We start from the raw sequence: 19,576 nt of genomic DNA, 5'->3' as shown, positions 1-19,576 counted from the left end.
ACTAGTTGCTTGGAGGGCAATCACATGGCGTGGCAGTTGTTCCGGCTCGGCCGATGGTCGTTCGCCCACCGCAAGGCGGTGGCGGCGATCTGGGTGGTGCTGCTGGCCCTGCTGGCGGTCGGGGCGGCCACGCTTTCGGGGAAGACGAGCGATAAGTTCGAGTTGTCCGGCATCGAATCCACCCAGGCGTTCGACCTGATCGAGGAGCGCAGTCCGCAGGCCGCTCCCGACGGCGCGACGGCACGGATGGTGTTCGAAGCGCCCGCGGGTCGCTCGCTGACCGAACCCGCCTACAACTCGGCGGTCGCCGCGGCCCTGCGGGAACTGGCGACCGAAAATGTGCAAACGGTGAGCGACCCCTTCACCGGGGGCACCGTCTCCGACGACGGCCGGGTCGGCTACGCCTCGGTGAGCTACAGCAAGACCTCCACCGAACTGGCCGAATCGGACCGCTCCGCGCTCGAGGACGCCGCACACACCGCCGAAGCAGCCGGGTTGCAGGTCGCCGTCGGCGGCGACGCGATGAGCGAGGTGGAGATGCCCCTCGCCGAGGTGATCGGTATCGCCGTCGCGCTGGTGGTCCTGGCGATCACGTTCGGGTCGCTGGTGGCCGCGGGAATGCCGCTACTGACCGCGCTCGTCGGCGTCGGGATCGGGATGCTCGCCATCACCACACTCACCGGATTCGTCGAACTCGGCTCGACGACGCCCGCGCTGGGCACCATGCTCGGCCTGGCGGTCGGTATCGACTACGCCCTGTTCATCATGTCGCGGTACCAGAGCGAGGTGCGCGCGGGCCGCTCGCTGGAGGAAGCCGCCGGTCGCGCGGTCGGCACCGCCGGTTCCGCGGTGGTCTTCGCCGGTCTGACCGTCATCATCGCGCTGGTCGGCCTCGCGGTGTGCAATATCGGATTCCTCACCCAGATGGGTCTCGCCGGCGCCTTCACCGTCGCCATCGCGGTACTCATCTCGCTCACCCTGCTCCCGGCGATCCTCGGCTTCGCCGGCGACAAGGTGATGAAAGGTAAGCCGCGCTACCTGGCAAAACAGCGGACCATCGGCGACGAATACCGCACCCACGGCCGCCGCTGGGTGGAAGGTATCTCCCGGCGTAAGTGGAGCGCACTGGTGGGCGGTATCGCCATCGCCGCCATCGCCGCCCTCCCGATGGCCTCCATGCAGCTCGCGCTGCCCGACGATTCCAGCAAATCCGTCGGCAGCGACGCCCGCACCGCCTACGACCTCATCTCCGAGAACTTCGGCCCCGGCGCCAACGGCCCGCTCGTGGTCGTCGTGGATACCGCGAACGCACCCGACCCGGCCGGTGCCGTGCGCACCGCCACCGGCCATCTCCAGGCTCTGGCCGCGCGGCCGGGCTCGGATATCGCCGCCGTCGTCCCGGCCGTCACCAGTGACACCCCGCAGGCCCGGCAGGCCTTCGCCCAGCAGCTCGACACGGTCCGGTTCGCCACCGTCACCGTGATACCCGGCTCCGGCCCGTCGGACCAGGCCACCAAGGACCTCGTCGCCGAGATCCGCGCCGCCGTCGCCGATCTGCCCGCCGAAACCGGCGCCCGCGCTCTGGTCACCGGCCAGACCGCCGTCGGGGTGGATATCGCCGACGAACTGTCCGAGGTGTTCCCGATCTATCTCGCCGTAGTGGTGGGCCTGGCGATCTTCCTGCTGATCGCGGTGTTCCGCTCCGTCTGGGTGCCGATCAAGGCGGCGCTGGGATTCCTGCTCTCGGTCGGTGTCTCACTCGGGGCGACCGTGGCCGTCTTCCAATGGGGCTGGCTGAACCAGCTCGTCGGGGTCGATACGACCGGGCCGGTGCTGTTCATCCTGCCGATCCTGTTGACCGGCATCCTGTTCGGCCTCGCCATGGACTATGAAGTCTTCCTCGTCAGCCGGATGCGTGAGGCCTACGTCCACGGCACCCCCGCCCGCCGGGCGGTGATCGACGGGTTCACCCACAGCGCCCGCGTGGTGGTCGCCGCCGCGATCATCATGATCGGCGTCTTCGCTGGATTCGCCCTCACCGATGACGTCATCCTCAAAACCATCGGATTCGCACTCGCGGTCGGCGTGCTGGCCGACGCCTTCCTGGTCCGCATGCTCATCGTCCCCGCGTTCATGTTGATCGTGGGCGAGCGGATCTGGTGGATGCCCACATGGCTGGCTCCGCTGGTCCCTGCCCTCGATATCGAAGGCGAACGCCTCACCGAGCGACTGGATCGCCCGGCCGACCACACCGACGAGGACCGCGTCCTGGCTCCCCGATGACAGAAGGGCTCGAGTGGCGCCGAGCAGGCCGGGGGCGAGCGCGCGGGCAGCTGTCTCGGCAGGGAGTCCGCGCGGCGTCGCCGCACCCGGTGTCGGTGGGTCTCGGTAACGTCTGGTGCTGTGGAAGCTGGGGAACACATTCAGGAACTCGCGGACCGCATCGTGACGTTGCGCGACGCCTACTATCGGGGCTCGCCGCTGGTCGCCGATGCCGAGTACGACGTGATCGAGGACGAACTACGTGGTCTGATCGCGGCACACCCCGATCTCACACCCGACCCGAATCCGCTGGATCAGGTGGGTGCGCCCGCGGTACTGCACGCTCCGATCCGGCATTCGCGGCCGATGTTGTCGCTCGAGAAGGCGACCACACCCGAGCAGGTCGCGGCCTTCTTCGATCGTTTCCCCGGGCAGCCGGTGGTGGTGATGCCGAAACTCGACGGCATGTCGCTGGCGCTGGTTTTCGAGGACGGGCAGTTGACGCGGGCCGTGACCCGTGGTGACGGCACCACCGGTGACGATGTCACCGTGCTGGTCCGCGCGTTGGTCGACGGCGTCCCCGCGCGGATCGACCTCCCGGGGCGGGTGGAGGTACGTGGCGAGGCGGTGATGCTGCGATCGACCTTCCTGGCCTACAACACCGCGCACCCGGACAAACCGCTGATCAATCCGCGCAACGCCGCGGCGGGCACGTTGCGGGCGAAGGATCCCGCCACGGTCGCGCAGCGGCGCCTGCAGTTCTTCGGCTTCGATCTGGACGCCTCCGATGGAGGTGTCGCGGTCGATCTCGAGGAGGGACTCCGGGCGCTGGGGATCGCGGGCGCGCAGATGCGGCTCTGCGCCGGCGCCGAGCAGGCGCAGGCCGCGATCACCGCAATCGAACAAGGTCGCAACGACCTGGACTACGACATCGACGGCGCGGTGCTGCGGCTGGCCGACCGGGATGCCTACGCCGCCGCCGGGACCCGGTCGAACTCCCCGCGTGGCGCGCTGGCGTTCAAGTTCGCCGCCGAGGAGAAGACCACGTTGCTCAACGATGTGGTCTGGGACGTCGGCAAGACAGGCAAGATCGTTCCGGTCGCCTGGCTGGAGCCGGTTTTCGTGGGCGGCACGACGGTTACGAAGGCGACACTGGCCAACCAGCAGGTGATACGCGCCCGCGATATCAAGATCGGCGACACCGTGTTGGTTCGCCGCGCGGGCGACGTGATCCCGTTCGTGGCAGGCGTCCTCGACGCGTCCGAACGCACGGGCGCCGAACGCGAGATCGTGCCGCCCACCACCTGCCCGTCCTGCGACCGGCCGGTGACCGAGCAGGGCAACAGCCGGGAACTGTTCTGCACCAACGTCTCCTGCCCCGCGCAGACGGTGCGCAGGCTGATCCACTGGGCGTCGCGCGCGGGGGCCGATATCGACGCCGTCGGACAAGTATGGATCGAACGCCTGGCGGAGGCCGGCATCCTCGAAAGCCCCTCGGACTTCTACACACTCACGCAGCAGCGCCTGCTCGAATTCGACCGGATGGGCGAGGTCTCGGCCACCCGAATGATCGACTCGATCGACGCCAGCCGCCGGGTCGGCCTGCGCCGCGCGCTGATCGGCCTGGCGATCCCGATGGCCTCCGACGGCACCGCGGCTCGGTTGGCCCGGGCGGGATTCCGCTCGCTGGAGGAGGTCGCCGACGCGGGCATCGAACGTCTCGTGGCCGTGGAGGACATCGGACCGAAGGTCGCCGCGTCCCTGGTCGAGCACCTCACTCGACTGCGCCCGGAACTGCAACGGCTCCGTGAAGCGGGCGTCTGCCTGGATGTGCGCGAGGAGGACCTCGCCCCGGTCGTCGCGTCCGGCGCGCCCCTGGAAGGCAAAACGGTGGTGATCACCGGCGCCATCAGCGACCCGCGCTCCGGTGAGAAAGTCGCCCGCCCGACATTTCAACGCCTGTGCGAGAAAGCGGGCGCGACGGCGGCGTCGTCGGTCTCGGCGAACACCGACCTACTGATCACCGGTGCGGGAGTCGGCGACAGCAAACTGGCCAAGGCGGAGAAACTCGGCGTCGAGGTCGTCGATCAGGGCGAGATCTGGACCCTGCTGATCGCCGCGAAGGTCGTCTAGAATTCGGCAGATGCGGTCGGTACGCCCCCAGCTGTAGACGGCGGTTCCCAGATTTCGTCAACGACCGGGACATACAGCGGCGGCCAATCAACGCAGGGAACGCTCGGTAATGCGAGTCGCGTGCACGCTGCGCGTCGGCAACGCACTTCCAGCGTCGAGCCGTCCGCGTCCCTGGTTCCCCCACTGTCCCAAGGGCTGCATGCGATTCCGGTTGCGATGGCAGTCGGCGCCTGTCTATATTGCCCCCATGATCGAAAGAATCGAGTTCTCCACCACACGGTGAGTGCGTCTCCCGGGTCGACTCGACCCGACCCGCAGACCACCTTCTACGACCATGCCGTGGCCTTGGCCCGCAGATATCCTGACATCCCGTTGCCCCGGGAAGGCGAACCGTATCCAGATGAGGACCGCCGAGCCGTTCGCCGGTTCGATGGCCCGAGCGACGACCGGGACGGCGCCCGAACGGCACAGCTCATCGACGATTTCTTCCGTACACCGATAGCACAACGCGACATCGCACGGCTCTGCCGGATGACCATCGAGTACCAGGTTCCGATCCACCGCGCACCCGCCGTTGTTGCGGCCATCGGTCGTGCGGACCGACAACAGGTTCTCGATCTCGGCCGCCATCTCACCCGTACCAGCACCGACACTGATCCGACGGTGCTCGGCATGGCCATCCTCGCCGAGGTCGGCACCGACGAGGACATTCCGCTGATCCGAACGATCGGCCTCCTGTCCGACACGTTCGGTCCGCTTGCCGCCGAGGCGCTGGCACGGCTTCCGAAGCCGACTGCCAACCTCATCCGGCTCACCGACCGTGTCTCGGGCTGGGGCCGGGTATACCTGGTCGAGGCCGTCTGCGGGCTGGACGATCCTCTCGCCCATCCGTGGCTGCTCCGCAAGCCGTGCGACGGTGACTTCCTCAACGGCTACTTCGCGGAAAAGATCACCCGAGCCGCACCGGTCCATGAAGCGATCGCGGCGCCCGATGCCGACGAGGACGTCGTCGACCACACCGGACGCCTGCTGAGCGCCCTTGTCTGGAGCCAGGGCACGGGCGGCACGATCATCGACTATCGCCACGCCGAACAGGTGCTCACCGACTACCTCACCCACACCGCCCGGCTGACACCGAACCTGTCCCGATATCGCACGATATGGAGCCTCGCTCGCTTCTCGAGCGGTCACTGTGACTTCCCGCCACCGGACTGGCCTTCCCTGGACTCGCTCCGGACCTCGTACTGGTCGCTCGTCACCACACCGTCGTGGCTTTCCCTGCTGGATGCCGCAGCGAACAGCGAGCGAGAACGGGACCAGCAATGGGCCTCCGACGTTCTCCAGGAACTGGATCGACACCTCGCCGATGGCGGCGATGAAATTGCTACGGGCCGGGTCAGCTTGCCGACAGAGAGCTGAGTATCGGGATGAAACCCCAGTTCAAGACGCGTTGGGCGTCGGCTGTCGCGGCGGCCAGATCGTCGGGTGAGCTGTTCAGGACCACACCGATCAACCGCTGTCCGCCCCGGGAGGCCTCGAACAGCAGGCAGGTCCCGGCGGCATTCGTGGATCCGGTCTTGATTCCGGTGGTGCCCGCGTACTCACGGAGCAGACCATTGGTGGTCTCCCAGACGTGGTCCCGGTTCGCGGGACCAGCGGGCTGGTGATAGATCGGTGATCCGGCGATCTCCCGGAAGATCGGGTGAGCCATCGCGTGGCGACCGAGCCGCACCAGTTCCGCGGGTGTGGAGTACGTCGAGAAATCGTCGGGCGCGGGGAGGCCGCTGGGGTCGCTGAAATGGGTGTTCGGCATCCCGAGCCGCTGCGCGGTGGCGTTCATCTTCGCCAGGAAGGCGTCCTGGCCGGGCCCGTAGGCCTCAGCGAGAGCGTAGGCGGCATCGCAGCCGGACGGGAGCATCATCGCGTACAGCAGTTGACGTGCGGTGAGTACCTCACCGGGCGCCAGGCCGGCGGTACTTCCGCCGTAGGCGGCGGCATAGTCGACGGCGCTCCGCGGCACGGTGATCGGGCGCTCGAGATCACCCGATTCGAGCACCACCACCGCGGTCGTGACCTTGGTGATACTGGCGATCGGGAGGCGGATGTCGGGCTGGCGCGACCACACGATCATCCCGGTATTGGCCTCTGCCAGCGCCGCCGCCGGCGCCCGTACTCCGTCCGGTTGCAGACTCAGTGGAAACGGGAGTTGAGTGTGCGAGGAGCCCGGAGCCGGGGCCGCCGCGGCAGTGGGCGCGAATACGACCAGTATTCCGGCGGCGACCGCCAGCAGTACACGAGCATAGGATCGCATCGCCATATTGTGTCGGCCGACCTCGGCAAACAGTGGGATTTCCGACGGTGGAGTCGAACAGTACCGAGGCGACCGGAAGACGCGAGACCGAACCGTACCGGCAGGCCGCAGCACCTCGCGGCGGTGGTTCCGCAGTCTCGACGGGGTGTTGCGCATACCATCCGACAGCATGTAGTTCCTGCTCGAGAGACGAAGCCACCACACACAGGGAGCACCCATGGCCACTCTCCACTTCACCGCAACGACGAGCGCGACACCCGAACAGTTCATCGCGGCACTCACCGACTTCGGGCCCGACCGCGAGCAACTGTTCGGAAACAGCACGGACGAATACCTCGAAGTGCACAGCCGCGGCCCCAGCGAAGCCGACGTCACGGAGGGGTCGCGCGGAATCTGGGAGCGCCTGCACTACGACTGGTCGGATCCCCACCGGGTCGTCATGACGACCACCGATTCCAATCTGTGGGGTGGCCACTCGGGCCACACCTACCGGTTCACGCCCCGCCCCGACGGACGGACCGACGTAGATGTCGTCGTGGTCCGCGAGGGCAAGAACTTGAAGGGCCGGGCATTGGGAGCGGTGGTCGGGACCGTCGGCGGTGGCATCCTGAGAAACGCGTTCCGGAAGACGGTCGAGGCTGTCGAAGCCCGCGACAGCGGAACGAGTCGGGGCTGAAACTGTCCCGGGGTCTGCGTATGCGCGGCCCAGGTCGCAGACTGGTCGTCGATGAAACTGCCTGAACTTCCTGATCTACCGGTCCGTGCCGCGCTCGACCGGCTCGTCGTGACGTTGGCCGAACACAGAACCGCCGTGCTGGTCGCTCCGCCGGGGACCGGTAAGACGACCCTGGTGCCGCTAGCGCTGGCGGCGTCTGTTCCGGGGCGGATACTCGTGGCCGAGCCTCGGCGGTTGGCGGCTCGGGCCGCAGCCGGGCGGATGGCCGCGCTGCTGGGCGAGCGGGTGGGCGGAACCGTCGGCTACTCGGTCCGGGGGGATCGGCGAGTCGGCCGGGAGACCCGGATCGAGGTCGTTACGTCAGGTTTGCTCGTGCGGCGACTACAGGACGATCCCGAGCTGGCCGGGGCCGATGTGGTGATGCTCGACGAATGCCATGAGCGGCACCTCGACGCGGATCTGCTGTTGGCTCTGCTACTGGACGCCCGGGCCGGATTACGACCGGATCTGCGGGTGCTCGCCACGTCGGCGACTGTGGCAGCCGAACGCCTTTCAGCCCTCCTGGGCGGCGATCACGCGGCGCCGGTGGTGCAGGTCCAGGGTCGGACCTATCCGGTGGACACGAGGTATATCCCGTCGTTGCCACGGGAACGGATCGAAGCGCAGGTGGCGCGCGCCACCCGGGCCGCACTCGCCGCAACCGACGGCGACATACTGGTATTCCTGCCGGGGGCCGCCGAAATCCGGCGGACGACAGTGCTGCTGGCCGACTCGGACGGTGTGGATCTCGTTCCGTTGCACGGCAGACTCTCCGCGGCCGAACAGGACACCGCGTTACAGCCCGGACCTCGACGACGCGTGGTGTTGTCCACGGCGGTGGCGGAGTCCAGTCTGACGGTGCCGGGAGTGCGGGCGGTGGTGGATTCCGGACTCGCCCGAGTTCCCCGTATCGATCGGTCGCGGGGGCTTTCCGGTCTCGCCACCGTGCGAGTCTCGGCGGCGGTGGCCGAGCAGCGGGCCGGGCGGGCCGGGCGTGAGGCCCCGGGGCGGGTGTGGCGGTGTTGGCCCGAATACGAGCACGCCACGCTGCCCGCCTATCCGGAGCCTGAGATTCGGACAGCGGACCTGACCCGGTTGGCTCTGGAACTGGCGTGCTGGGGTACGGCCGATGGGCAGGGTCTCACCTGGTGGGATGCACCGCCGTCCGGCGGGCTTGCCGCCGGGCGGGAGGTGTTGCGGGCATTGGGAGCCATACACGGAAACGGTGAGGTGGCCGACCGGGGGCTGCGCATGGCCCGGATCGGACTTCATCCGCGGCTGGCACGCGCGCTACTCGATGGAGCGGCTGTGGTCGGTGCGCGGGCAGCCGCGGAAGTGGTCACTGTCCTCGACGACGACACCTTTACGTCCGATGTCGACCTCACGGCCGGTCTACGTGTATTGAGGCGCGAACGGCCGGCACGCTGGCGGCGGGAGGTGGAGCGGCTGTCGCGGCTGGTCGAGGGGCCGGACGGGGTCGACGATCCGGCTTTCGTTGTCGCGCTGGCCCATCCGGAGCGGCTGGCGCGCCGTCGCGGTCCGGGTTCGGCGAGCTATCTCATGGCCGGCGGCACCGCCGTGACGTTACCGCCCGGCGCCGGAACAGGTGATGCGGAATGGCTGGCGGTCGGCGTAGCGACGCGGGATCCGGGTCGTTCGGAGGGATATATCCGGTTGGCCGCGGTTGCCGACGAACGGCTGGCCCGCCGTGCCGCTGCGAGCCTGCTGGCCACCGTCGACGAGATAGATTGGATCGCCGGCGAGGTGGTTGCCCGGCGGATCGAACGACTCGGCGCGATCACATTGTCGGAGAAGCCGATTCCCGACCCCGATCGCCGATCGCTCGGCGCGGCGGTGCGGCGCGGCCTCGATTCGACCGGTCTAAGCGTGCTGCGTTGGACCGCCGAGGCGATCGCGCTCCGCCAACGCCTCGACTTCTTGCACCGTACCCTCGGCGCTCCCTGGCCGCCGGTCGACGACGAGGCGCTGCTCGCCGCCGCCGACACCTGGCTCGGCCCCGAACTCGCCGGCGCCCGTCGTCGCGCCGACCTCGAACGCATCGATACCGGACAGGCACTGCGGCGCCTACTGCCCTGGCCGGATGCCGCCCGCTTGGACGAACTGGCACCCGAACGCGCAGAGGTCCCCTCCGGAAGCCGACCTCGCCTCGACTACTCGGCCGACCCGCCGGTGCTCGCGGTGACAGTGCAGGAGGTCTTCGGTTGGACGGAATCGCCACGCCTGGCAGACGGCCGTATACCGATCGTGCTGCACCTGCTCTCCCCCGCTCGACGTCCGGTCGCGGTCACCGCGGACCTCCCCTCTTTCTGGCAAACCGGCTGGCCTCGAGTCCGCGCCGATCTCCGCGGCCGCTACCCCAAACATGCCTGGCCGGAAGACCCCACCACCGTGCCCGCCCACCGCGGCACTGCCCGCAATGCGGGCCGTGACCAGCCGGGACCATCACGCTGACTCCGCCGTGTCCCGCTGCCGGAACGGCGCGCGAGCCCTGCGGTCCCGCTCGGCCTCCGCGGCCACCCGGGAGCCGACCGGCCGAAGGCATCGGGATGATTGCGCTGTGGTTGCCAGTGCGCGCAGACTCGATGCGGCACGGTCCGGCTCAGCTCGCACCGGGAGGTCAGAGGTGACGATATACCGCACGTTCACGCTCGTCGCAGCCGCGTTGCTCGCCGTAGTGGGTTGCGGTGACGATACCGGGAACGGTGATCCTCGATCGACGGTGACTCCCGGCCCACCGCCGGAATTCTGGTCGGCGCCCGCCGCCACCCCGCAGCAACATGCGGCCGTCGCACAGGCGACCCGTGAGATCGACGTCTGCGCGCTCCTCCCGCGCGATACCCTCGACGATCTCGGCGATATCCACAGCGTGACGATCGGTCTGGACTCGTGCCGGGCCGCCCTCGGCGAGAGCGCCGCGGGCGAAGCCGGCACTCTCACCTGGCATACGACCCTGCTGCCCACACTCACACCGAGCCGCGGCATCAGCAAACAGCTGGACGATGTGAGTGTCCTGCTGGTCCCCGGCCGCGACGACGATCCGCGGGCCTGCGGCGCCACCGCCCGTTTCCCGTCGGGCGCCGCGTTCTATCTCGGCCTCTCCGTTCCGGATCGTGATTCGTGTGCGGTCGCCGACAGTTTGCTACCCGGCATGGTCGAGCGCTGGCGGCAGTCGCCGGCTCAGGGCACCTCACCCGATACCGTCATCACGGTGCTGGTCGGTGCCGATCCGTGCGCGGTACGCGCGAAACTGGCCGGCACCGCTGATACCGATGAGATCCGACTGACCCAATGCCTGTTCGAGTACCGGAACGAAACGGTGACGGTGTCCTACGAGTATCGCGTCCCCGATCAGGTAGCGGACCGCAGCACCGAGGAGAAGATCGATGATCGCAGCGTGTTCCGCTCGACGTCACTCTACGATGCCAGTATCCCGATCTACTCCGCCGTCGTCGGTCCCGAATTACCACCCGAAAGCACCGCTTTCGCTCCACGCGTACCGGTCGTCGCCGTTACCTCGGCCACCGACGACGTCGCCCGGCAGGTGATGTCGTCGGTTCTGACTCTCTTCCCGCGGTAGGAGTCCCGGCGGCCCGTCCACTACTGCTGTCGACGGTATGGACCGCCGTCGCCGGGTGGGTCGTCCGACCCGGGCCGGCCGCCGATGAGCGGACGGACTCACTACGCCGATCCTCTTCCCGCGATGCCCCGGACGATCGACCTCGGGTACCCGGAAACGGACCGACCCGACGGACGTGAATCTCGCCTACGCGCCACAAACCGGGGCATCGCTATCGGCCCCGAGATCACCTCACGATGGGCGAGGCCGATACCGCGTTCGGGCCGATGGCCGGAGCGGGCCGAACCACCGTGCCCGCGTTCACGGCCTCAAGCGCCCTGTCTGATTTCCGCGTAGCTCGCCCAGTGCACTTCGGCGATATCGTCCGGCCGGTCGTTGAAGGTCTTATCGATCCACTCGATGACCCCGTCCTCCGCGCTCCGCAATACCGACTCCGGCACATCCACCGGGCAGATCATCTCGAGCGAGAAGTAAGTGCGCTCACCCGGAACAAGCCCTGGATGTTCTTCCGCCCAATCCAGATGTAACCGATGGTCCCCCTGGGCTTTCGGCGCCAGCTCCGTCCTCGACCCCGCGAACTCGGGAAATCTCGCCAGCTCGCCGATCGCGCCCGTCCGAACCGAATCGGCCTGCGCAGGCGTGCAATACAGCTGAACCACCAGATAGCTACTCACGCTACCGGCCACATCCTCTCGGTTGGTCCCACAGCAGTGCCGCGCGTGACGACCCTGCGACATCTGCCGCCCGTTACGAAGATCCGAGCCGCGGCCACCGCAGCATATCCCGGTACCCGGCCGACCTCGACCGCGGCGCCGAGGCACTCTTCGATCGCGCCGACCCCCACGACAGCCCGCCCCCTCTCATCGGAACAATGATCAGATCTACTACACGCCAACCGCTTCCGAGCCGACGGGCCGGTGCCGATCCCTGCGATCCCGAGGCACCCTCAGGCGGCAGCCATCGCCGATTCCGCGCGACTCCCGGCGCCACGGACCAACCAGAAATAGACCGGCGGCAGCACCAGCTCGAGGACGGTCAGCACGATGACGAACCCGTGCGGCCATCCGTGCACGGCCACCGAGATGAAGCGAGAGAGGCCACCGACGAACATGATTGCGGCCAGCCAGCGGATCGCATCACCGCGTATCGGCGACTGCCGCACCGCCCAGACCCAGGCGAGTCCATACCCTGCGAAAATCGCGCCGAAGAAGCGGTTCTGGTTGTCGTCGGTAGCGGTGAGAGCGCCGGTGTCGGGGACGGCCGCCGGTCCGAGGACGATATGTGCGATTCCGATCAGAACACAGACAATGCCCATCACCCAGCACAGCCACCGCAGCGTTTTCTCCATGCCAGCACTCCCTATCCGGCGAATCCCCGTGCGCTGCACCGATTCGCGCCGCTCAGAGTTAGTAGACGTGCGTCTACAAAGACCATACGGCGCCTGGTAGACACACGTCAACTAAGCTGGGCGCAATGAGCACCCGTCGTCGACTCGCCCCGGAAGAACGCCGCCTACTGCTGATAGACGCGGGTGAGCGCCTGTTCGCCGAACGGGCCTACGATGACGTTCTGATGGAGGACGTGGCCGCCGCCGCCGGAGTCTCCCGAGCACTGTTGTACCGCCATTTTCCCAACAAGCGAGAGCTTTTCGCCGGGATCTACCGGCGAGCGACCGAACAACTGCTCGGGAACACCGTCCTGGACCCGGAACGACCGCTCATGGATCAGATCATTGCCGCGCTGGACACTCATTTCGACTATTTCGAGGCCAATGCACATTCGGTGATCGCCGCCAACCGGCAGCTCGCGGGCGATCCCACCGTGCAGGCGATCATCTGGGGCGAACTCGGCGAACTCCGTCACCGCATGCTCGATGCCATCGGCCTCACCGGCCGCCGCCGAGAAGTCGCGTCCTCGGTGATCATCGGCTGGCTGACCTTCGTCCGGGTGCTCACCGTGGACTGGCTGGAACAGCGCTCCTGCACCCGCGAGCAACTCCGGGACATCTGTATCGCCGCCCTGGTCGGGGCATTGGAACCGATCACCGCCCAGGACGAGTCCTGAGTGTTTCGCGCACCCTCCGCCGCCCGCCTCCGACTCTGCGGAGCGACGCGACGGCGCCGTCGGCAGCCGTGGCGCGTGCGGGATGGAGATTTGCCCGGCCGGTAGCTTGCTGGACAATAGCTTCAGCGTGAGATCACAAGACGCTCGGCGTTTTCTTCGCACCGCTGCGCACCTGGAGTGCGCCTACGACCTCCACGATGCCCATGAAGATCAACCACCAACCGGCCACCAGGGTCAGCACGGCGACAGAGTTGAACGGCCAGACGATCAACATTCCACCGCCGATCAGCAGCGCGATGCCGAAGAAGATGTTCCAGCCGCGCCCAGGGCTGCCCGCGGGCGCGTCCACACCGGCGACCAGCACCGCTACCCCCCGGAACATCCAGCCGATACCGATCCACAGAGCCATCAACAGAACAGCGTCGCCGAGGTGGCGCAGGGCGAAGAAGGCCAGGATGAACGACAGCACCGCGCTGACGATCAGCATGACCCGCCAACCGCTCGACACATGCCCACCGAAAGCAGCGACCAACTGGAAGATTCCCGAAACCAGCAGGTAGATACCGAACAAGATGGCCAGCACCACAATTGTCGGCCCGGGCCAGATCAGCACCAGAACACCGACGACCACCGATACCGAGCCGATGACCAGCATGGCCTGCCACGCGCGGCGGGCCAGTTGATGCAACGGCCCCACGTACTGTGTTTCGCTGGATGTCATGCAAGGATGATATGACGCTACCGCATGATTGCCGACGATTAACCAGTATCGAAACATTGCGATCTCGAAGCCGGGTCGGCCGCGAGCACACCGGTCAGGTTCTCGGTCGGAAGCAACGATTCACGCGCCTTCGGGGCGGGTTCGAAATATCCTTCGATCCCGAGCGATTTCTGCCGATAAGCCGCGTAGTACCGGGTCCTGTGGAACAGCGTCAGGTCGCTGCCCAGAGGCACTGGCACCGGATCCCATTCATCGGCCACATCGGCGTGGTACGGGCCGGGCGATTTCAAGCGGTGATCGCGTGTGCCACCTCGGTGGCCTATCGCCGACCTGGCCGCTGCGGACAGACCTCCGTCGGCGTACGGTCGATTCTGTGAGCAGTGACGCCGTGCCGTCGGCAGCGGTGAAAGACTCGAGCCTGTGGGCGCGGGCCTTCGCGGCGTTGTACGATCCCCTGCTGTGGGTGGGTGAGAGGTCGGGTATGAGCGCCCGACGGCGAGATCTGCTCGGTCGTGCGCGGGGGCGGACTGTCGAACTCGGCAGCGGGACCGGTCTCAACCTGAGGTACTACCCCGACAGCCTCGACGAGCTGACCTTGACCGAACCGGAAGCAGCGATGCGCGCACGGTTGAGCCGGAAGCTGCGGCGCGGCCGTCGGCCGGCGCAGGTCGTCGACGCATCGGCGGAGCGACTACCGTTCGCGGACGAAACGGTGGATACGGTTGTCTCGACGCTGGTGTTGTGCACCGTCGACGACCCCGACGCGGCGCTGCGGGAGATCGAGCGCGTACTGCGCCCACGCGGCAGACTGCTGTTTCTCGAGCACGTACGTGCTCGGTCGCCGCGGCTCGCCTCCTGGCAGGACCGCCTCGCCGGTCCATGGCAGCGGTTCGCGGAGGGCTGCCATTGCAACCGGGCCACCCTCGAGCTGATCCGGGCGCGCGGTCTGGAGCTCGAGGACATACAGGAAACCTCGTGGCGGGGAATGCCCCCGATTGTCCGACCGCTGATCACCGGTGTGGCCACCAAAGCGATATCCGACCATAGCTGAACATCGATCACGAAATACACTGCTACGCTTAGTTTTTGATCGTAATTCTCGATCGGATCCGTACCCGGGCTGCCTATGATTCAGGCAGCCGGAGGCGATCCGGCCCACGTGTTACGCCTCACTTCGGTCCGAGGGCCGGAGAGGCCGATCCGCTGATTCGATCTGCCTCACCGGAGATCGCGCTCGGCGCGCGTAGGGTCGCGCCATGGCGACTGTTGCTCAACACATGATTTCTGCGTTGCAGGTCAGCGGGGTCAGCCGTGTTTACGGGTTGCCCGGTGACAGCCTCAACGGGTTCACCGACGCGATACGGCGATCGGACGGGATCACGTGGGAGCATGTGCGACACGAGGAAGCCGCCGCGTTCGCGGCGACCGCCGACGCAGCGCTGACGGGTCGGCTCGCTGTGTGCGCCGGGAGTTGCGGGCCCGGCAACCTTCATCTCGTCAATGGTCTCTACGACGCGCAGCGGACGAGGGTTCCGGTGCTGGCCGTCGCCGCGCACATCCCGATCGGCGAGATCGGATCCGGATACTTCCAGGAGACCCATCCCGAGGAACTCTTCCGCGAGTGCAGCGTGTACTGCGAGCTCATCAGCAGCCCGCAATCGGCCCCACGCATCGTGGAGATGGCGATGCGGGCGGCGGTCGAAGAAAACGGTGTCGCCGTCGTGGTGATCCCGGGCGAGGTGTTCCAGAGCCGCCTGTCCGACGAGCGGTGGAGCAGCCGGCCGGTGTTGCCGTCCCGTTCGGTGCTGCGGCCGGACGACGCCACGCTGCACCGCGCGGCGGATATCCTGAACGCCGGCTCGCGGGTGACCGTGCTCGGCGGGGCCGGGACCGGCGGCGCCCACGCCGAGGTCATGGCGTTGGCCGCTACTCTGCAATCTCCGATCGTGCACGCGTTTCGCGGTAAGGAATACTTGGAGTACGAAAACCCGTACGACGTGGGGATGACCGGTTTACTCGGATACGCGTCCGGATACAAGGCGATCAAAGAATCCGACGTGCTGCTCATGCTGGGCACGGACTTTCCGTATACGCAGTTCTATCCCGAAGACGCTGCGGTCATTCAGGTCGATATGCGCGGCAGCCACCTCGGCCGGCGCACGCCGATCGACGTCGGCATGGTCGGCAGCGTGAAGGATACGATCGACGCGCTACTTCCGCTGCTGAACCGGAAGGCCGACCGAACGCACCTGGACAGGTCGCTACGGCATTACCGGCGCACCCGGAAATCGCTGGACGCGCTGGCGATCAACGACCGGGATCGCACCCCCATCCGGCCGGAATACGTTGCCGGCGCGGTGAACCGACTGGCCACCGACGACGCGGTATTCACCTTCGACGTCGGGACGCCGACGATCTGGGCGGCGCGCTATCTGACCATGAACGGCCGGCGACGTCTGACCGGCTCGTTCACCCACGGCACAATGGCCTGCGCCCTGCCACATGCCATCGGCGCGCAGACGGCCTACCCGGGACGCCAGGTGATCGCCCTCGCTGGGGACGGCGGATTGACGATGCTGTTCGGCGAGCTGATCACACTGGTGCAGAACGACCTGCCGGTCAAGGTGATCGTGTTCAACAACTCGTCGCTGAACTTCGTGGAGCTGGAAATGAAGGCGGCCGGCGTGGTGAACTTCGGCACCGGCCTGGACAATCCCGACTTCGGTGCCGTCGCCCGAGCGATGGGGATCTGGGGACGCCGCGTAGAGCACCCCGGCGACCTGGAGCAGGCCATCGAGGAAGCGCTGGCGCACGACGGGCCCGCACTCGTCGATATCGTCGTGGCACGGCAGGAGCTGACGATTCCACCGGCCGTCTCGGCGGAGCAGGCCAAAGGCTTCACTCTCTACGCCATCCGCACCATCCTCGCGGGCCGCGCCGATGAACTGCTGGATCTGGTCACCACCAACGTCGCCCGACGCATCCTGGACTAGCCCGGCTCTTCTCGATCCACAGGACTCACCGCGCGTCTCCGTAGCACTCCACCACAGCCGTTGTGAACGGAAACCGCACCGGCGTCGGTCCGAAAGCCAGCCGGCCTGCGGTATCGGCCGCGGAGTCGATCATTTCGGCGACCATCGCCGCTTCCTTCGACGGGCAGTGCACGATCACCTCGTCGTGCTGGAAGAAGACCAGTTCAGCACGGAGCCCGGCATGAGACATCGCATGCCGCAGACCCGCCAGGACCAGCAGAGCCCAGTCGGCGGCACTGCCCTGCACCACGAAGTTCCGAGTGAAACGGCCACGGGCCCGCGCGGCGGAGGTGTTGCCGGACGCACCGAGGCTCTCCCCGGACAGGTCCTCCTGGTCCGGTGCCGCAACCGATACGGGCGGGCACGTCCGACCCAGCCACGTTCGTACCAGACGACCCTCCGCACCGGCTCGCGCCGCGTCGTCGACATAGGCCACCGCAGCCGGGTAGCGCCGGCGGAGACCGGCCAAATGGGTCAGGGCATCGCCGGAAGTCTGTCCGTAGATGGCGCCCAGCAGGGCGAGTTTGGCCTGCGCGCGGTCGCCACCGAAGCCACGGACCGCCAGATCCGCGTACATATCCTCACCCCGCCCGGCCACCTCCATCAACCCCGGATCGCGCGAGACAGCGGCAAGTATCCGCGGCTCCATCTGGTCGGCGTCGGCGACCACCAGGGACCAGCCTCGGTCGGCACGTATCGCCCGGCGGATCACTTTCGGGATCTGTAGGGCACCACCACCATTGGTGGTCCAGCGGCCCGAGACCGTTCCGCCGGGCAGGTATTCGGGACGAAAGCGGCCGCCGTGTACCCACTGCTCGAGCCAGGACCAGCCGTGGGCGGTATACAGGCGGTACAGCGATTTGTAGGCCAGCAGTGGCGCCACCGCGGGGTGATCGATCTGCTGGAGCTCCCATTTTCGCGTGGAGGAAAGAAAAATCCCGGCGCGGGCGAAAGCCTTGATGATGTCGTTGGGCAAGTCCGGCCGGACCCGCACCTCTCCCCCGAAAGCCCGCGACACCTCATCGGCCAGTTCCGCCATCCGGCGTGGCTGCGACCCACCCGGAAAGCGCTCACCCAGCATCGTGTCCAGCAACTCTCGGTGGACGTCCGCGCGCCACGGGATCCCGGCCAGCGACATCTCCGCGGCGACCAGCATGCCCGCCGATTCGGCGGCGAGCAGCAGCCGTATCCGCTCCGGATGCTCGGTGGACGCCGTCCGGGCGATCTGACCCGCGTAGACCTCCAACAGGGCGGTGAATTCGTCCGCACCGGGTGGCAGCGGTACCGGGCCCGACTCGAACAACGACGGCTGGAGCTCGGCGGCCCGCGCGGGGGCGTCCGGCGGCACAGGCAGATTGTGCAGGCGAGCCCAGGCGGCCGCCAGCGAACGAGGCTGACCCGACTGCCCCTCCTCGTGCCCGATCAGCAAAGCTTCCGCCGCCTGCACGTCGTAGCAGCGCTCGACCCGCACCCCTGCCGCCAGCAAGGGTCGGTAGATCTCGGCGGTGGACCGCCACACCCACCGCTCGACCTCGGGGCGAGAGCGTATGGCCTCGACGAGCGAGGGCTCGTGGACGACCACTCCGGCGGGCCGGCCGTCCGGCTCGAGTGGACACAGCCGCGCACCCCCGTCGCCCGATTCCGCCACCGCCCACCTCACATCCCCGAGTCTTTCACCAGTGTCCGACACCGAAGTGAGTGGATGCACTGAGCGTGCAGCGCCGGGCTCCCCCGATCGACAGTGATTCCGCCATCGAAGTCAGTTGAACTCCCCAGCCCGGCGGATACGGCCTTCATACCGAGCTATAGGTCCGGCTCCCCGCCCCACACCCGATCAACTTCCGCCATCCCCCGGCCCACCACCACGCCCACCCGCGGCCGACTGACCGAAGAAGAATCCCAGAATCAACAGGATCAAACTCACCACCAGCTCCGGGACCTCCGTTCCGGTGAACATCGCGACCACCATCACGACACTCAACCCGACCAGCAGGAAAGCGCCGATGAGCACGGCGATCGGCTCACGTTGGAACAGCGACCACCGCGTCTTCGAGCGACGCTCCCTCAAATCCTGCACCACATTCTGCAGCTCCATCCCCAAAGCGGCATCCCGCGCGTCCTCGGCCACCGCTGCCCGCACCACCACCTCCTGCGCTCGCTGGATCTGATCCGCGACCATCTGCCTGGCCACCGGATCGTGTATAGCGGAGTCGGCAACATGCCGGATCTGGGCGAGTTCACCCCGCGCCGTAGCATTCCGCAGTCCGGCCTGCAGCTCCCTGCGAATATCGGCTAGCCGACGCAACGTGTAGACCTCACCCACCACGTCGGTCACCCCATTGCTGTCGGTGATATCGAACGGCCGCCGGTTCTCCCGGGGAACAACCTCCATCATGTTCTCGACCCGGGACAACCACGCCGCGAAATCCTCCGGAGTCGCCTCGCCGAAGGCGCGCGGGATGCCCAGCTCCTTCTCGATACTGTTGCGAATGGTTTCACGGTTCTCCGGCGAGACATCTCGTTCTTCCCGCGGCTCTCTGCGGCCCAACCCATTTCCTCCCACACCGACCCACACTTGCCGTACCAGCGTACGGGCTCCACACCGCTGCGGAATCGGGAACCACCCTCGCACAACAAATCCCGGACAGTGAGGGGCTCGGTTCAGCGTCGGGTCCATACCGGCGGTGGTGACGAACCAGGACGCCCACACGCCCGGCGTCGAACTCCGAGCCGCCGGGGC

Annotated in this window: 15 protein-coding genes; 9 read left to right on the top strand and 6 right to left on the bottom strand. The window is 67.4% G+C overall.

Translation table 11 applies throughout. The features are described 5' to 3' along the window. Positions 1–24 precede the first annotated feature (24 nt). The 3 genes from OG405_RS08905 to OG405_RS08895 all read left to right on the top strand — a co-directional run bounded on the left by OG405_RS08905 (position 25) and on the right by OG405_RS08895 (position 5,814). Positions 25–2,283 (top strand): MMPL family transporter, encoded by a 2,259-nt coding sequence (locus tag OG405_RS08905; protein ID WP_327151147.1) that lies wholly within the window; start codon positions 25–27, stop codon positions 2,281–2,283. A 120-nt stretch (positions 2,284–2,403) separates the two neighbouring features. After that, positions 2,404–4,395, top strand: coding sequence for an NAD-dependent DNA ligase LigA (ligA, locus tag OG405_RS08900; protein ID WP_327151146.1), 1,992 nt, complete (start codon positions 2,404–2,406; stop codon positions 4,393–4,395). Between the two features lie 279 nt (positions 4,396–4,674). Next, positions 4,675–5,814 (top strand): hypothetical protein, encoded by a 1,140-nt coding sequence (locus tag OG405_RS08895; RefSeq protein WP_327151145.1) that lies wholly within the window; start codon positions 4,675–4,677, stop codon positions 5,812–5,814. On the opposite strand, the gene OG405_RS08890 is transcribed toward OG405_RS08895, so the two are convergent. Beyond that, complete coding sequence (locus tag OG405_RS08890; RefSeq protein WP_327151144.1) at positions 5,792–6,706, bottom strand: D-alanyl-D-alanine carboxypeptidase family protein; 915 nt, start codon at positions 6,704–6,706, stop codon at positions 5,792–5,794. The genes OG405_RS08895 and OG405_RS08890 overlap by 23 nt on opposite strands. A 217-nt stretch (positions 6,707–6,923) precedes the next feature. Between OG405_RS08890 and OG405_RS08885 the strand changes: the two genes are divergently transcribed. The 3 genes from OG405_RS08885 (at position 6,924) to OG405_RS08875 (ending at position 11,019) form a co-directional block, all read left to right on the top strand. After that, on the top strand, positions 6,924–7,382 hold the full coding sequence (locus OG405_RS08885) for an SRPBCC family protein (protein ID WP_327151143.1): 459 nt from the start codon (positions 6,924–6,926) through the stop codon (positions 7,380–7,382). 51 nt (positions 7,383–7,433) lie between these two features. Continuing rightward, positions 7,434–9,893, top strand: a complete 2,460-nt coding sequence (gene hrpB, locus OG405_RS08880; protein ID WP_327151142.1) for an ATP-dependent helicase HrpB — start codon at positions 7,434–7,436, stop codon at positions 9,891–9,893. 172 nt (positions 9,894–10,065) lie between these two features. Next, entirely contained in the window at positions 10,066–11,019 is a 954-nt protein-coding gene (locus OG405_RS08875) for a peptidase (RefSeq protein ID WP_327151141.1), read from the top strand. Between the two features lie 308 nt (positions 11,020–11,327). On the opposite strand, the gene OG405_RS08870 is transcribed toward OG405_RS08875, so the two are convergent. Together OG405_RS08870 and OG405_RS08865 are read right to left on the bottom strand one after the other, a co-directional pair. After that, positions 11,328–11,693: a hypothetical protein gene (locus OG405_RS08870; protein ID WP_327151140.1), complete on the bottom strand. Its 366-nt coding sequence runs from the start codon at positions 11,691–11,693 to the stop codon at positions 11,328–11,330. A gap of 272 nt (positions 11,694–11,965) precedes the next feature. After that, on the bottom strand, positions 11,966–12,367 hold the full coding sequence (locus tag OG405_RS08865; protein ID WP_327151139.1) for a DUF4345 domain-containing protein: 402 nt from the start codon (positions 12,365–12,367) through the stop codon (positions 11,966–11,968). Between the two features lie 125 nt (positions 12,368–12,492). Between OG405_RS08865 and OG405_RS08860 the strand changes: the two genes are divergently transcribed. Beyond that, positions 12,493–13,083, top strand: a complete 591-nt coding sequence (locus OG405_RS08860) for a TetR/AcrR family transcriptional regulator (RefSeq protein ID WP_327151138.1) — start codon at positions 12,493–12,495, stop codon at positions 13,081–13,083. Between the two features lie 133 nt (positions 13,084–13,216). Here OG405_RS08860 and OG405_RS08855 read toward each other — a convergent pair whose 3' ends face one another. Further along, complete coding sequence (locus OG405_RS08855; RefSeq protein WP_327151137.1) at positions 13,217–13,804, bottom strand: HdeD family acid-resistance protein; 588 nt, start codon at positions 13,802–13,804, stop codon at positions 13,217–13,219. A 373-nt stretch (positions 13,805–14,177) separates the two neighbouring features. Between OG405_RS08855 and OG405_RS08850 the strand changes: the two genes are divergently transcribed. Both OG405_RS08850 and poxB read left to right on the top strand, forming a co-directional pair. Continuing rightward, positions 14,178–14,855, top strand: coding sequence for a class I SAM-dependent methyltransferase (locus OG405_RS08850; protein ID WP_327151136.1), 678 nt, complete (start codon positions 14,178–14,180; stop codon positions 14,853–14,855). A 205-nt stretch (positions 14,856–15,060) separates the two neighbouring features. Then, entirely contained in the window at positions 15,061–16,797 is a 1,737-nt protein-coding gene (poxB, locus tag OG405_RS08845; RefSeq protein ID WP_327151135.1) for a ubiquinone-dependent pyruvate dehydrogenase, read from the top strand. Between the two features lie 25 nt (positions 16,798–16,822). On the opposite strand, the gene OG405_RS08840 is transcribed toward poxB, so the two are convergent. Then, entirely contained in the window at positions 16,823–18,496 is a 1,674-nt protein-coding gene (locus OG405_RS08840; protein ID WP_327151134.1) for a bifunctional 3'-5' exonuclease/DNA polymerase, read from the bottom strand. Between the two features lie 174 nt (positions 18,497–18,670). Beyond that, entirely contained in the window at positions 18,671–19,384 is a 714-nt protein-coding gene (locus tag OG405_RS08835; protein ID WP_327151133.1) for a hypothetical protein, read from the bottom strand. Positions 19,385–19,576 lie beyond the last annotated feature (192 nt).

The sequence above is a fragment of the Nocardia sp. NBC_01329 genome (genome assembly GCF_035956715.1).
Lineage (GTDB): Bacteria > Actinomycetota > Actinomycetes > Mycobacteriales > Mycobacteriaceae > Nocardia.
This window is presented reverse-complemented; position numbering and strand designations above follow the sequence as displayed.

Excerpts from the sequence above, each read along its gene's own strand:
- OG405_RS08905 (WP_327151147.1), top strand. The coding sequence starts at position 25 with ATGGCGTGGCAGTTGTTCCGGCTCGGCCGATGGTCGTTCGCCCACCGC.
- OG405_RS08890 (WP_327151144.1), bottom strand. The coding sequence starts at position 6,706 with ATGCGATCCTATGCTCGTGTACTGCTGGCGGTCGCCGCCGGAATACTG.
- OG405_RS08885 (WP_327151143.1), top strand. The coding sequence starts at position 6,924 with ATGGCCACTCTCCACTTCACCGCAACGACGAGCGCGACACCCGAACAG.
- hrpB (WP_327151142.1), top strand. The coding sequence starts at position 7,434 with ATGAAACTGCCTGAACTTCCTGATCTACCGGTCCGTGCCGCGCTCGAC.
- OG405_RS08865 (WP_327151139.1), bottom strand. The coding sequence starts at position 12,367 with ATGGAGAAAACGCTGCGGTGGCTGTGCTGGGTGATGGGCATTGTCTGT.
- OG405_RS08860 (WP_327151138.1), top strand. The coding sequence starts at position 12,493 with ATGAGCACCCGTCGTCGACTCGCCCCGGAAGAACGCCGCCTACTGCTG.
- OG405_RS08855 (WP_327151137.1), bottom strand. The coding sequence starts at position 13,804 with ATGACATCCAGCGAAACACAGTACGTGGGGCCGTTGCATCAACTGGCC.
- poxB (WP_327151135.1), top strand. The coding sequence starts at position 15,061 with ATGGCGACTGTTGCTCAACACATGATTTCTGCGTTGCAGGTCAGCGGG.